Origin of the sequence: Planomonospora alba (genome assembly GCF_039534085.1) — a bacterium.
Lineage (GTDB): Bacteria > Actinomycetota > Actinomycetes > Streptosporangiales > Streptosporangiaceae > Planomonospora_B > Planomonospora_B alba.
Genome location: NZ_BAAAUT010000041.1, coordinates 1 through 13,293, shown reverse-complemented (window position 1 = coordinate 13,293; position 13,293 = coordinate 1). Strand labels below are relative to the sequence as shown.

Below are 13,293 nucleotides of genomic sequence, written 5' to 3'. Positions count from 1 at the left end.
GACCACCGGCGTTCTCCGGGATGGTCGTCTTCGCCGCATACCGGGCTGACCACAACAATCGAATCAACCGCGACGATCGCCGATATCTCTTGATCATCGCCGCTGGGCATCCCTTGCCTGGCCGCCCTCGTCCGAGGGCCGCTCCAGCCGTCCCGCCCGCCGACCGGCCGGGCGCGCCGCGCAACCGGCACACCCTGTTCTCCGTGCCGATGCAGTTCCGGGGCCCGCTCCTGGGCGGCGGCGCGGTCGCGGCCACGGTCAGCGTGATCATCGGCTGACGGGCGCCCGGCCGTCGCCGAGGACGCGGCCGGGCGCGGGAGCCGTCGAGGCGGCTACACCCCCTGGGGAACCGGCCTGCCCGCGGCCCGGCGCCGGCCGATGATGATCAGCGCGCCGCCACCGGCCAGGCCCGCGACCGCCCCGGCGGCGAGGTAGCGCGCGCCGTCACGCTGGGTGGCGTACTCGTCCCGGTCGGACTCGGCGTAGGACGTGTGCCGCCCGGCCTCCTGCTTCAACTCCTCGTGGCGGGCCGGGTCCGCCTCCTTGACGGACTCCGCCTCGTTCAGCAGCGCGCCCGCCTCCGCCAGGTGCGACTCCAGCCGCTCCTGGGTCTCGGCGGCCCGGGAGAACGCCAACACGCTCACGCCCGCGGCGACCAGGGCCGCCACCAGCAGCCCGGCCCCGAGCCACGACATCCACCTCACTGCGATCTTCCTTCCGCACGTACCGGTGTGCCCTCCGGTCGTTCCGGGCGGCACGCAGAGAACGGTAGCCCCGTACGGCAGCCGGGCACGCCCGCCGTACGGGTGACCCGGCCTCCCCCGGGCGGGGGACCGGCGGGCGCGCCGACGGGGCGGCCGGGAGCCGGGCGGCCGCGGTGCCAGGGCAGGGACGGCGCGCACCGCCCTCTCTCAGGTCAGCTGGACGAGCACCGACCCCGCGATGAGAAGCGCGAGGCCGCCGAGGCGCGGCCCGGTGAGCGGGCGTGCGGGCAGGCGGAACAGACCGCGGTCGTCGATGGCGGCCGAGGCCGCCTGCTGCCCGGTCACGGTGAGCGCCACGGTGGTGGCGGCGCCGATCTCCGGTATGAGCATGAAAGTCGCCGTCACGTACGCCGCGGCGCAGGCACCGCCGAGCCAGCCCCACCACGGCATCCCGCTCAGCGGCCGGAGGCGCGGCCGCGGGGTGCGGCGGAGGGCGAGCAGGAGCAGCAGGACCACGAGGATCGTCAGCGTCGCGACGATGAAACTGATCGTCGCCACGGTCATCGGCTGCTCCAGGTCCCTGCGGAGCTGGGCGTTGATCGCGCCCTGGACGGGCAGGGCCGCACCGGCGACGAGACCGAGCGCGATCCAGCCCCACTGCCCGGCGCCGCCCGTCCCGGCCGCCACGGCGGGCACGGCGGGCGCGGTGGCCGTCCCGGCGGAGCCGCCGACGGGCCCGGCGGCAGGCTGCGCGGCCGGGGCGGACGAGGCGGAGGGCCGCGCGGCGCGCTGGCTGCGGATGACCACGGTGATGCCGGCCAGCACGGCGGCGGCGCCGAGCACGACGCCCGCGCTGAGCGGCTTGCGCGGCACGCCCAGCACGCCCAGGAGGTCCAGCGCGAGGGAGGCGGACATCTGGCCGGTGACGAACAGCCCGACCGCGGCCAGGGCGCCGAGCCTGGGGAACAGGAGGATCCCGCTGGTGATGTAGAGCGGGCTGGCCAGACCGCCGAGCAGGTGCCAGAGCGGCACGTCGGGAACGAGGCGGGCCGCGCCGATCCCGCCGACCGCGACGGCCGGCACGGCCAGCAGGGCGGTGGCCACCCCGAGCTGCAGGGCGGACGCGCCGTACGGCGTGCCGACGGCCTTGTTGAGCTGAAGGTTCACCGAGGCCTGCACCGCCAGCAAACAGCCGATGAGCAGTGCCGCGGCGAGGAGCACAGCGTGCATGAGAGCCTCCGAACGCGATAAGCGGACATGATGTCCGTTTGAACCCAGGCAAGGGTACGCCTCAAATGGACAGCGTGTCCACATCGCGACGGGGGCCGTACGATGGACGCATGGACGACAGGCTCACGGGTGCCGGCGGGGATCCGGTGGACGGGAAGGCGCCGGATCACCCGGCCGCGCCGGCCGGCCGCGCCGGCCGCGAGCTTCCCGTGCTCGGGCCCGGGACCGCCGCGCGGTCCCGGCCCCCGGTGCGGGAGCGCTCGGACGCCGCGCGCAACCGGGCCCGGGTGCTCGCGGCGGCGGAGCGGCTGTTCGCCACGCGGGACGCCCGGCAGGTCACGATGGACGAGATCGCGCGCGCCGCCGGCGTGGGGCGGGCCACGCTGTACCGGCGCTATCCCGACCCCGCCTCCATCGCCCTGGCCCTGCTCGACGAGCACGAGCGGCGCCTGCAGGAGCACATCCTGGGCGGCGCGCCGCCGCTCGGCCCCGGCGCCTCCCCCGCCGACCGGCTCGCCGCCTTCTACGCGGCCTCGATCGACCTGCTGGAGCAGCACCTCCATCTGGCGCTGGGCGCGGAGACCGGCGGGACCAGGTTCGCCACCGGCGCCTACACGTTCTGGCGGGCCCATGTGCGCATGCTGCTGGCCGACGCCGGCGCCCCCGATCCGGACGGGGCGGTGGAGGCCGCACTGGCCCCGCTGGCGCCGGAGGTGTACCGCTTCCAGCGGCACACGCTCGGCCTGCCGAAGGAGCGGATCGCCGCGTCCCTGAGCTGGCTCGCCCGGCGGATGGCGGACCCCGGTCCGGGAGCGGCGGCGGACGGCCGCTGACCCGGGGACGCCCGCGGCTCCGCTCCGCCGCAGCGGCGGAACCCCGGGGAGAACGGCGCGCCCGGCGGGCGCGCGGGACGGCACGCCGGGCACCGGTCGGCGCGCCCGGCGGGCCGACCGGGCGGTCAGTCGCGGGTGAGGCGCTCCAGGCGGTCCATGGCCTCGACGTACTGCTCGACCATGCCGAACACCACGTCCCGCGCGGACCTCACCTGGTTCATGGTCCCGATGATCTGGCCGGCCGGGAAGGTGGCCAGCTCCGCGGCGTCGGAGCGGCCGATCCGGCGCAGCGCGTCGGAGATCAGCATGAACTGCAGCGGCATCGGGAGCGTGCCCGGCGACTCGGCCGACTCCCAGGCGTCGGTCCACTCGTTCTTCAGCAGGCGGGCGGGCTTGCCGGTCCACGAGCGGGAGCGGACCGTGTCGCGGGAGGTCGCCTCCAGGATGCGCCGCTTGGCCATCTCGGGGGTGTCGGCCTCCTCCACGGTCAGCCAGATCGACCCGGTCCACACGCCCTCGGCGCCGAGCGCCATGCCCGCGGCCATCTGGCGGCCGTCGCCGATGCCCCCGGCGGCCAGCACGGGCACGTCCACCGCGTCCACGACCTGGGGGACGAGCACCATCGTGGAGATCTCACCGGTGTGCCCTCCGGCCTCGGTTCCCTGGGCGACGACGACGTCCACACCGACCTCGACCTGCTTGACCGCGTGGCGGGGGGTGGAGGCGAGCGCGGCCACCTTGACCCCGTGCGCGTGGGCGAGCTCGACGATGTCGGCGGGGGGCGGGCCGAGCGCGTTGGCGAGCAGCGCGATGGGGTGCCGGAGCGCGACCTCGACCTGCGGCCGGGCGGTGGCGTCGGTCCAGCCGAGCAGGACCCGGCCCGCGTCGGAGTCCTCCCCCAGCGGCGGCACGTCGTGCGCGGCCAGCAGGTCGTCGACGAACCTCCGGTGCCCTTCGGGGATCATCCCCTGCAGCCGGGCCACCAGGTCCTGCGGGGAGTCCACCCCGAGGTCGGCTCCCGCGTAGGAGGCGGGCATGACCACGTCGACGCCGTACGGCCTGCCGTCGACGTGGTCGTCGATCCACTTGAGCTCCGTCTCGAGCTCTTCCGGGGTGAAGTAGAGCGCGCCGAGCACGCCCATCCCGCCGGCGCGGCTGACCGCCGCGACGACGTCCCGGCAGTGGCTGAACGCGAAGATCGGAAACTCGATTCCGAACATGTCCGTGACACGGGTCCGCATGGGCCCACGGTACGACCGGCCCCGACAGACTGCAACGCGTTCTAGTACAGAATATTTCGCCTGTACTAGCGAGTAACTATAATGAGAACAGGTTTCAGCGCGGCATTCTGCGCCAGATCGCCCGGGGCAGCACCCGCATCACCGCGAACACCAGCCGCAGCGCGCCGGGCACCCACACCACCTCGGCCCCGGACCGCAGCCCCGCCACCACCGCGTCGGCGACCTGACCGGGGGTCGAGGAGAGCGGCGCCGGCGTCATGCCCTGGGTCATCCTGCCGATCACGAAGCCCGGCCGGACCACCATCACCCGCGCCCCGGAGCCGTGCAGCGCGTCCCCGAGCCCCTGCGCGAAGCCGTCCAGGCCCGCCTTGGCCGAGCCGTACACGAAGTTGGCCCTGCGCACCCGGACCCCGGCCACCGAGGAGAGCACCACCAGCGTCCCGTGGCCCTGCTCGCGCAGGCGCCGGGCGGCGTGCAGCCCGACCGAGACGTGCCCGCCGTAGTTCACCGCGACCGCCCGCGCCGCGGCGAGGGGGTCTGCGTCGTACTCCTCCTGCCTGCCGAGCACGCCGAAGGCGGGGATCACCACGTCCAGGTCGCCGACGAGCTCCGCCGCGGCCTCGATCACCTCGCCGTGCGTCTCGGGACGGGAGGCGTCGAAGTCCAGCAGGTGCACCTGCGCGTCCCCGATCACCGGCGGCTCGCCGCCGGCCGCGCCCCGGGCGGCGAGCACCACCCGGCGGGCCCCGTCGCGGACCAGCCGCTCGACGATCGCCAGCCCGATCTCGCTCCGGCCGCCCAGCAGCAGCACCGTGTCCACCGAGCCCAGGGCGTTCCTCACGGCGCCGCTCCCCTCTCCGCTCCCGGCCGCCTCGGCGGCCGGGCCTCGCCTACTCCGATCACCGCGGGCCGCTCCCCGGCCGCGCCGTCCCGCCTCACAGGCCCAGCCGGCGGGCCAGGTCGCTGCGGAACACCCCGCGGGGGTCCGCCTCGTCGCGGACCCTACGCCACTCCGCCAGCCTCGGGTACGTCGCGGCCAGCGTCTCCGCCGCCATCCGGGAGTCCTTGGCCAGGTAGAGCCGCCCGCCCGCCTCCGCCACCTGCTCGTCGAAGGCGCGCAGCAGCCGTGCCAGGCCGCGCACCCCCGCCGGGATGTCCAGCGCCAGCGTCCAGCCGGGCATCGGGAACGACAGCATCCCCGGCGTGCCGGGCCCGAACCGCTTGAGCACCGTGAGGAAGGAGACCACGCCCTCGGCGGAGAGCCGGGAGACGATCCGCCGCAGCGTCGCCTCCTGCCCGAACGGCACGGCGAACTGGTACTGCACGAAGCCCCGCGGACCGTAGACGCGGTTCCAGCCGTCCACGAAGTCCAGCGGGTGGAAGAACGGCGCCAGGTGCTGGACGGAGGTGCCGGGGCGGGACTTGAGGTACCAGGCCTCGTTGAAGGCCCGGACGGTGAGCGGGTTGAGCAGGCCGCCCGGCGCCCACGGCGGGGCCGCCAGCAGGGGGCGGGGGGAGAACTCCAGCGGGTCGGCGCCGCGCGGCAGCTCGTCGCGGGCGGCGTGGTCGCCGCGGGTGAGCACGCTGCGGCCCATCCGGCCGCCCCGGGCGAGCAGGTCGATCCAGGCGACCGTGTAGCGGTGGCGGTCGTCGGTGGCGGTCATCGTCTCCAGGGTGTGGTCCAGGTCCCGGGTCCGCTCGACGTCCACCCGGACCCGCGAGGTCTCGATCGGCACGCACCGGAAGGCCGCCTCGACGATCACCCCGGTCAGGCCCATGCCGCCCACCGTGGCCCAGAACAGCTCGTCGGCCGGAGTCAGCACCCGGACGGCTCCGTCGGCGGTGACCAGGGTCAGCGAGCGCAGGTGGGCCCCGAAGGAGGAGTCCACGTGGTGGTTCTTGCCGTGCACGTCGGCCGCGACCGCCCCGCCGACCGTCACGTACCGGGTGCCGGGGGTGACCGGGACGAACCAGCCCCGGGGCACCAGGGCCGCCATCAGGTCGTGCAGGCTCAGCCCGGCGTCGGCGGTGACCAGGCCGGTGCCCTCGTCCAGCGACCAGGAGGTCAGGGCGGTGCAGTCGACGACGAGCCCGCCGGCGTTCTGCGCGGCGTCGCCGTACGAGCGGCCGAGCCCGCGGGCGGCGACGCCCCGGCCCGGCGCCCGCCGGACGAGCTCGGCGACCTGCTCGGCCGAGGCGGGCCGGGCCAGCCGCGCGGGGGTGGGCGCGGTACGGCCCCAGCCGGTCAGGAAGGTCATGCCGGGCGGCGCGGCGGGGCTCATGTCAGGTGGATGCCGATCGTCAGGAGTACCAGCAGGGCGGTGATGAACAGCTGCAGGGGCCGGTCTCGCAGGGCGAGCTCCTCCGGCTCCTCCCCGACGCCCCGGTCCACGAGGAGATTGTGCCGCAGCACGACGAGCACGAAGGGCACGATGCTCATGGCGTGGAACGGCAGGGCCGACTGCTCGTTCAGCGCCCACAGGCAGTAGGTGACGATCATCGCGCCCGAGGCCATGGTGCGGACCTGCGCGAGATAGGCGGGGGTGTAGGCCGCCAGGATCGCCCGGGTGGCGTTGCCGCCGGGGCCGTCGTGCGCGGCGCGCACCTCGGCCTCCCGCTTGCCCGCCACGAGCTGCAGCGAGCCGAGCGAGACCACCACCAGGAACCAGCTCGTCACCGGCACGTCCACCGCGACCGCGCCGGCGAAGGCGCGGATGACGTGGCAGCCCGCGACCGCGACCAGGTCGACCACCGGCTGGTGCTTGAGCCACAGCGTGTAGGAGAAGGTCAGCGCCAGGTAGCCGGCGACGACGGCGGACAGCCGCCAGCCGCCGGAGAGCGCGGCGACCGCCGGGGCCGCGGCCATCAGGAGGACGCCGGCGGCGCGGGCGAGCGCCACCGGCACCAGGCCCGCGGCGATGGGCCGGAACCGCTTGCGGGGGTGCCGCCGGTCGGCCTCGACGTCGGCGGCGTCGTTGATGAGGTAGGCGCCGCTCGCGGCCAGGCAGAAGGCGGCGAAGGCGATGAACGCGCCGCGCAGTCCCTCGGCGGTGCCCAGCAGGCCGGCCGCCCCGGGCGCGGCGAAGACCAGGGTGTTCTTCAGCCACTGGCGGGGCCGGCAGGCCCGGACCAGCGGGACCGGGGAGAACCTCCGGTGCGCGCGGACGGCCGCCGGCGGGTCCGCCGGCGGCCGTTCGATCGTCCTCTCCTCGCCCGTCACGCCCTGGCGCCCGCCCGGCGGGCCACGACGAGGCCCGCGATCAGCAGGACGAGGCCCACCAGGAGCAGGACCAGCGGGATCGTGACCTTGATGAGGGTGATCTGGTTCTTGCTCTCGACGGCGTTGTTGACCAGGGTGTTCACCGTCTCCGGGGTCATCCGGAAGGTGGCCCGCAGGGCGGTGATGCTGTGCGCGCCGTCGGTGCTGCGCAGGACCTCGTCGCGCTGCTGCTCCTGCTTGACCGGTGAGCCGGTGACGGGCTCGATCCAGAACGTGTTCTTGCTGGTGTGGTAGCGGTCCGCCTGGACGTCGCCGACGGTGTCGGTGATGCCCAGGATGGACGCGGGCACGTTGCGGGTCTCGGTCTTGGTCTCCGGCACGTCCTGCTCGAAGCGGTAGACGAGCACGCCGTTGACGTGCTCCTCCCCGACGAACCGGGCGTCGAAGGCCTTGCCGGTGACGGAGTGGAACACCTTGTAGGTCTTCTTCTCCACGTCGAAGGGCCACTTGTAGATCTGGCCCTCCAGGGTGACCGGCTTCTTGTCGACGTTCACCGAGCAGCAGGTGACGCCCTCACCGGTGAACTTGTCGAAGGCGCTGCGCCGCTCGGTCAGCGTGATGCCGGAGTTGCCGTTCGTCTCGTCGTTGACCGCGGTGAACTCGTCCCACACGACGGTGTCGTCCTTGGCCTGCGACACGTCGCCGCGGGTGGTGACGGTGACGCCGAGCCTGGCGGTCATGACCTTCAGGTCCTTGACGCTGAAGTACTGGGCGCCCTCGGCCTCCAGCCTGCTGACGCCGTACTGGTCGGCGGGCGCGGCGATCAGGCTGCCGCCGACCTGGAAGCGCACGAGAGGCGCCAGGACGACGAGGAAGGCTCCCAGGGCTAGAAGAACGATCCCGACTATTCGGCGCATTGATCCTCCTGGGGGGTTCCCGGGCCGGGCAGGTGGTCATGGGGGGTGAAATGTACTTAAATCACGTTCTACTGGCCAGTATGTTAGTGATGCCGATCACCCACGTCACCAGGGATGCCGAAAAGTGACCGAAACAAGTTCTAGGTCGGCGCAGGCCGCCGGGCAGGGGATTCCCGGGGTCGGCGGCCACCTAGACGCCCTCGACGGGATGCGGGCGATCGCCTCGTTCACCGTGCTCGTCTACCACGTGGCCAGCGAGTCCGGCGCCATGCTGCGGGAGGGGTTCATCGGCGCGCTGCTCTCCCGCGGGGACGTGGCCGTTTCCGTCTTCTTCGCCCTGTCCGGCGTGCTGCTCTACCGGCCCTTCGCGGCCGCGGCGCTGGACGCGGGCCCCGCCCCGCGCGCCCGCGCCTACCTGTGGCGGCGGGCGGTGCGCATCCTGCCCGCCTACTGGCTGGTGGTCGTCGTCGCCATGCTCATCTGGTCACGGGACCACCTGTCCGACGGCTGGTCCTGGCTCCTGCTGCTCACCCTGAGCCAGAACTACGACCTGGAGCCGTGGTGGTTCGGCCTGGGTCCGCAGGGCCTGGCCCAGATGTGGAGCCTGTCGGTGGAGGCCGCGTTCTACGTCTCCCTGCCGGTGCTCGCCACCGCGATGGCGGCCTTCGCCCGGCGCGCCGGCGACGACGTGGACCGGCGGGCGCGGCGGCTGCTGGCCTGCCTCGCCGTCCTGGCCTCGACATCCTTCGTCTGGACGCTGCTGACCTACTACCCGCAGTACCGGCCCTACCTGAACCCCTGGCTGCCGCGCTCGATGGTCTTCTTCGCCGCGGGCATGGCGCTGGCCGTCGTCATGGTCTGGGCCCGGGCCCGGCCGGACGGCCCCGCCGCGCGGTTCGCCCGCGACGTGGCCGCCTCCGCCGGCTCGTGGTGGCTGATCGCCGCCCTCGCCTACGCCGTCGCGGCCTCCCCGGTGACCGGCACCCGCTTCCTCGGCATCGACGGCGTCTGGTCGGGCCTGTCCGAACTGGCCCTCTACACCGTCGTGTCCTTCTGCCTGCTCGCCCCGGCGGCGCTGCTCCCGCCGGGCGACTCCCCCGTCCGGCGCCTGCTGGGCAACCGGGTCATGGCCTTCCTCGGGCGCGTCTCCTACGGCGTGTTCCTCTGGCAGTTCGTGGCGATCTACGCGTGGTACGGCTTCACCGAGCAGCAGTCCTTCACCGGCGGCTTCCTCGCCAACCTGCCGCCCATCACCGCCATCACGCTGGGCCTGGCGGTGCTGACCTACCGGTTCGTGGAGCGTCCCCTCCAGCGGCTGAACGGCCTGGTGCGCCGCTAGCGCGGCAGGGCGCGCTCGGCGGCCGGGGCGCCCAGGCCCACGCCGGTCAGACAGAGCGGGGCGGCGGGGTCCTCCAGGACGATCCGCATGCCCCTGGCCACCTCGGTCACCGGGAAGTGCACCATGCCGCCCCGGGTCGCCTTCAGGGAGAGCAGGATCCGCTCGTCGCCGATCTCGACCCGGACCGCGGTGGCGCGCCGGGACGTGTACGCCAGCGCGCCCGCGGTCGCCTGCCCGCCCCAGGAGATCGCGTCGGGCAGCGGCACCTCGCCGTCCACCACCGGGATGCAGCGCTCGCCCTCCGGAGCCGCCTGGAAGAAGACGGCGTCGATGGTCATCTTCGCCAGCCTGCCGTTCTCGTCGAACACCCTGGCCTCGTGGCTGGGCTCGGGGTGGGCCATCCGGGCCCGCAGCTCCGGGCGGGCCAGCGGGATGAGCAGGTGGCTGGTGAGCCTCCGGTCCCCGTTGAACGGCAGCACGATGTCCTCGGGCAGCGGGGTCGGGTAGATCACGACGCCGGCCGGGGCTGCGGCCAGTTCCGCCGCGGCGGTGTCCAGGTAGGCCCGGACCCGGTCGCCGGTGAGCGTCCCCCGGTAGGCCTCGATGGAGACCGTCGAAGTCACCAGGTAGGCGCCCACGGTCAGCCCGGCGGTCATCGAGAGCACGGCCCGGTCGGGCAGCGGGCGCCGGTAGGCGCCCTGTTCGTCCCGGAGCGGCAGCAGCGCCAGTCCCAGGCAGACGCCGAGGACGACCGCGGCGTCGGCGACGTAGCGGGTCTCCAGGCCGACCAGTCCGGTGTAGCTGCCCCGCGCGATCAGCGTGGGGATCACGTCGGCGCAGACCAGGTAGGCCGCCAGGATCAGCCATGCCCGCACCGCCCGCCGGCGGTACAGGAGCGTGGCCGCGACCAGGGCGGCCAGCACCAGCCAGGCGGCGGCGACCGTCAGGTCCGAGGGGGCCGCGAGCCCGCCGGCCGGGGTGGGGTTCCAGCCGATCGGCCCGCCGACCGCCCCGCTGGGGAAGGTGCGGCCCAGCAGGAGCCCGGTCAGCTCCGCCGCGATGCCGGGCTTGGGCACGGCGGCGCCCTCCCCGGGTGCGGTGCCCCGGCGGGCGAGGTAGACCGCGGTGTAGGCGGCGAGCACGGCCGCGTGCGCGGCCCACAGCCACCGGTGCCGCCCGAGCTCGCGGAGCATCGACCGGACCCAGCCGGTCCGCCGGTCCCCGCAGAACGCCGTGGTGACGGCGAAGGCCAGGAAGGGGACGAAGACGCCCTTGGTGCTGAAGGCCATGCCCAGCACCGACCAGGCCAGCGCCCGCCGGCCGTGCCGGTCGCCCTCGCCTCGGGCGGAGCGGACCTGGGCCGTCAGCGCGAGCACCAGGGCGAGCTGGAGCGGGACCGCGTTGAGCGCGGCGGCCCACCAGGCGAACGCCGGGATCGTCAGCGGGCAGAACAGCAGCACCGCCAGCGGCACCAGGATCGCCGGACGGCCGCCGAACAGCAGCCGCAGCAGCCGGAACTGCAGTACGGCGAGCAGCGCCTGGGCGGCGAAGGTGACGGAGGCGACCAGCAGCCAGTCGTAGGCGGCGATCCGCGACAGCACCCAGGTCAGCGCGAGCGCGCCGGGCATGAAGTGGCCCTTGTGGACCCGGGTCACGAAGTCGAGGGTGAGGTCGTTCTCGTAGGCGTTGCCGACGAAGATCAGGTCGTCCTCGACGAAGTAGGAGTCGCGCAGGATCAGCACGCGCAGCGCCAGCGAGGCCGCGATGAGCACCGCCGCGCCGAGCGTCACCGGGTCGCGCAGCCGCGCGGCCCGGCCGGGCGGGACGGCGTGCGGCGTCACGGGCCCGCTCTCCGTGGTCTCCACTGTCCGCTCCTTCTCCGATGTCCTGCGAGGCTCCCGGCCGCTCACCCTACGAGCCGGTAACATCGCCCGCAATACGGTGTTATGCTCCGCGCACCCTGGTTCGTCCCCGGCGGTGAGGAGCAGCATTGGAGACCCCGCAGGCGCCGTTCCGCGCCACTTTGGGCCGGTCCGTCAGACTGCTCGGCGCCTTCCGCAAGGAGCAGACCGACCCGGACTTCTTCTACGGCATGCTGGCCCGCGACACCGTCGCCCAGCTGGGCTCCTACACCGACCTGAACGGCGCGCTGGTCGCCGACGTCGGCGGCGGCCCCGGCTACTTCACCGAGGTGCTGCGGGCCGCGGGCGCCCGGCCCGTCTGCGTGGACTGCGACGCCGGGGAGATGATGGCCCGGGCGGGCGCGGCCCCGGAGGGGGCGGTGCTCGGCAGCGCCCTGGACATCCCGCTGGCGACCGGCTCGGTCGACGTCTGCTTCTCCTCCAACGTGCTGGAGCACGTCCCGGACCCGTGGCGCATGGGCGAGGAGATGATCCGGGTCACCCGGCCCGGCGGCGTGGTCTACCTGTCCTTCACGAACTGGCTCTCCCCCTGGGGCGGGCACGAGACCTCCCCCTGGCACTACCTCGGCGGCCACCGCGCCGCCGCCCGCTACACCCGCCGGTACGGCCGCCCGCCCAAGAACGTGTACGGCAGCAGCCTCTACCCGGTCTCGGTCGGGGCGGCGCTGCGCTGGGCCAGGCGGCACCCGGACGTCCGCGTCATGGACGCCCTGCCCCGCTACCACCCCCGCTGGGCGCGGGCCGTCATCCATGTTCCGGGACTGCGGGAGATCGCGAGCTGGAACCTCCTGCTGGTGCTGCGCCGCCGCTGACCCCGCCGGTCCCGCCCTCGGCGGCGCCGGCCGGACCGCGGCCGCTCTCGCCCGGGGCGTCCGGGCGGCCCCCGCCGCCGGGCTCCGGCCGGCGGCGGGACGGCAGGGCGAGCAGGGCCGCGACGAGCGCCAGCAGCCCGAACACGCCGGGCAGCACGTCGCGCACCAGGAGCACCCACCGGGTGAAGGCCTTCGCGTCGGCGGCCTTGACCGCGACGTCCTCGTCGGACATGACCAGGTCGGCCGCCAGGCTCACCCGGCGCTCGACGCCGTCGGAGGTGCGCAGGCTCTGCCGGTGCCGCTCGGCGGTCTTCACCGTCAGCCCGCTCTCCGGCTCGACCCAGAGCGTGCGGGTCACCTCGGCGTAGCGGGACACCGCGACGGTCCGCCGCCCCGGCAGGCCCAGGGCCCTTCCGGGCAGGTCCCCGAGGTCCTCGATCCTGATCGGGCCCGCGGTGTAGGCGTAGCGGTGGGTCCGCACGCCCTGCACGACCTCGGCGCCCTCGTAGCGCAGCGGGACCGCCCGGCGCAGCACCGTGTCGTAGAGCGGGTAGGAGCGCGGCTCGGCACGCGGCGGCAGCCGGAAGGCCAGCCCGTCCTGCCGGGCCCGCGGGTCCTCGTCGACGTACCCGTCGCAGCAGTCGACCACCTCACCCGTCCGGCGGTCGAAGGCGGTCCGGCGCTCGTGGTAGTCGATCCGGGCGCCCCACGCGGTGGTGAGCGAGGTGTACTCCACCCACACCGCGGTCTCCTCGTCCCCCGCCGCGGGGTCGCCGCTCAGCGTCGTGGTGGACACCAGCGGGATGCCGGTGCGCGCGGTGAGCGTGCCCAGGTCGAAGTAGGAGGCGCTGCGCGCGGTCAGCCGGTAGGTCTTGCCCTGCTCGCGCGGGAGCACCAGGGCGCTCTCGTAGACCTGGAAGCGGAGCAGCACCGCGAGGGTGGCGAGGAAGGCGCACACCGCCGCCAGGACGTGCCGGGGGATCCGGCGGACGTTCACCGGCTCACCGCCAGCCGCTCCTCGGACCGCCCGCCGGGCGGCTCCGGCCCGGCAGGCGCGGGGCGCGGCGGGGCGGGC

The 13,293-nt window shown here is 74.5% G+C and carries 13 protein-coding genes; 4 read left to right on the top strand and 9 right to left on the bottom strand.

The genetic code is table 11. The annotated features are described in order from the left end of the window. Positions 1-20: 20 nt before the first annotated feature. Positions 21-278: a hypothetical protein gene (locus ABD823_RS23425; protein WP_344863030.1), complete on the top strand. Its 258-nt coding sequence runs from the start codon at positions 21-23 to the stop codon at positions 276-278. A 54-nt stretch (positions 279-332) separates the two neighbouring features. Here the strand turns inward: ABD823_RS23425 and ABD823_RS23420 are convergent, their stop codons facing one another. After that, positions 333-704 (bottom strand): hypothetical protein, encoded by a 372-nt coding sequence (locus tag ABD823_RS23420; RefSeq protein WP_344863028.1) that lies wholly within the window; start codon positions 702-704, stop codon positions 333-335. Between the two features lie 207 nt (positions 705-911). Then, positions 912-1,934: a DMT family transporter gene (locus ABD823_RS23415; RefSeq protein WP_344863026.1), complete on the bottom strand. Its 1,023-nt coding sequence runs from the start codon at positions 1,932-1,934 to the stop codon at positions 912-914. Between the two features lie 110 nt (positions 1,935-2,044). Here ABD823_RS23415 and ABD823_RS23410 point away from each other — a divergent pair, with 110 nt between their 5' ends. Further along, positions 2,045-2,767: a TetR/AcrR family transcriptional regulator gene (locus ABD823_RS23410; protein ID WP_344863024.1), complete on the top strand. Its 723-nt coding sequence runs from the start codon at positions 2,045-2,047 to the stop codon at positions 2,765-2,767. 125 nt (positions 2,768-2,892) lie between these two features. Here ABD823_RS23410 and ABD823_RS23405 read toward each other — a convergent pair whose 3' ends face one another. The 5 genes from ABD823_RS23405 to pgfA (ABD823_RS23385) all read right to left on the bottom strand — a co-directional run bounded on the left by ABD823_RS23405 (position 2,893) and on the right by pgfA (ABD823_RS23385) (position 8,145). Beyond that, a complete protein-coding gene (locus ABD823_RS23405; protein WP_344863022.1) occupies positions 2,893-4,008 on the bottom strand; it encodes an NAD(P)H-dependent flavin oxidoreductase in 1,116 nt (371 codons plus the stop codon). A gap of 94 nt (positions 4,009-4,102) precedes the next feature. After that, entirely contained in the window at positions 4,103-4,849 is a 747-nt protein-coding gene (gene dprE2 / locus ABD823_RS23400) for a decaprenylphospho-beta-D-erythro-pentofuranosid-2-ulose 2-reductase (RefSeq protein WP_344863020.1), read from the bottom strand. Positions 4,850-4,943: 94 nt separating this feature from the next. After that, positions 4,944-6,290 (bottom strand): FAD-binding oxidoreductase, encoded by a 1,347-nt coding sequence (gene dprE1, locus ABD823_RS23395; RefSeq protein WP_344863018.1) that lies wholly within the window; start codon positions 6,288-6,290, stop codon positions 4,944-4,946. Then, positions 6,287-7,228, bottom strand: coding sequence for a decaprenyl-phosphate phosphoribosyltransferase (locus ABD823_RS23390; protein WP_344863016.1), 942 nt, complete (start codon positions 7,226-7,228; stop codon positions 6,287-6,289). The genes dprE1 and ABD823_RS23390 overlap by 4 nt, the downstream gene beginning before the upstream one ends. Next, the gene (gene pgfA, locus ABD823_RS23385; RefSeq protein ID WP_344863014.1) at positions 7,225-8,145 is read right to left on the bottom strand and encodes a cell envelope lipid trafficking protein PgfA; all 921 of its coding nucleotides are present in this window, start codon (positions 8,143-8,145) and stop codon (positions 7,225-7,227) included. The genes ABD823_RS23390 and pgfA (ABD823_RS23385) overlap by 4 nt, the downstream gene beginning before the upstream one ends. A gap of 124 nt (positions 8,146-8,269) precedes the next feature. Here pgfA (ABD823_RS23385) and ABD823_RS23380 point away from each other — a divergent pair, with 124 nt between their 5' ends. Beyond that, the gene (locus tag ABD823_RS23380; protein ID WP_344863013.1) at positions 8,270-9,484 is read left to right on the top strand and encodes an acyltransferase family protein; all 1,215 of its coding nucleotides are present in this window, start codon (positions 8,270-8,272) and stop codon (positions 9,482-9,484) included. On the opposite strand, the gene ABD823_RS23375 is transcribed toward ABD823_RS23380, so the two are convergent. After that, a complete protein-coding gene (locus tag ABD823_RS23375) occupies positions 9,481-11,349 on the bottom strand; it encodes a hypothetical protein (RefSeq protein WP_344863011.1) in 1,869 nt (622 codons plus the stop codon). The genes ABD823_RS23380 and ABD823_RS23375 overlap by 4 nt on opposite strands. 125 nt (positions 11,350-11,474) lie before the next feature. On the opposite strand from ABD823_RS23375, the gene ABD823_RS23370 reads away from it, so the two are divergent. Beyond that, a complete protein-coding gene (locus tag ABD823_RS23370; RefSeq protein ID WP_344863009.1) occupies positions 11,475-12,218 on the top strand; it encodes a class I SAM-dependent methyltransferase in 744 nt (247 codons plus the stop codon). Here ABD823_RS23370 and pgfA (ABD823_RS23365) read toward each other — a convergent pair. Then, the coding region (gene pgfA / locus ABD823_RS23365; protein WP_344863007.1) for a cell envelope lipid trafficking protein PgfA at positions 12,151-13,293 on the bottom strand (1,143 nt) is incomplete at its 5' end. The two genes, ABD823_RS23370 and pgfA (ABD823_RS23365), sit on opposite strands and share 68 nt — an antisense overlap.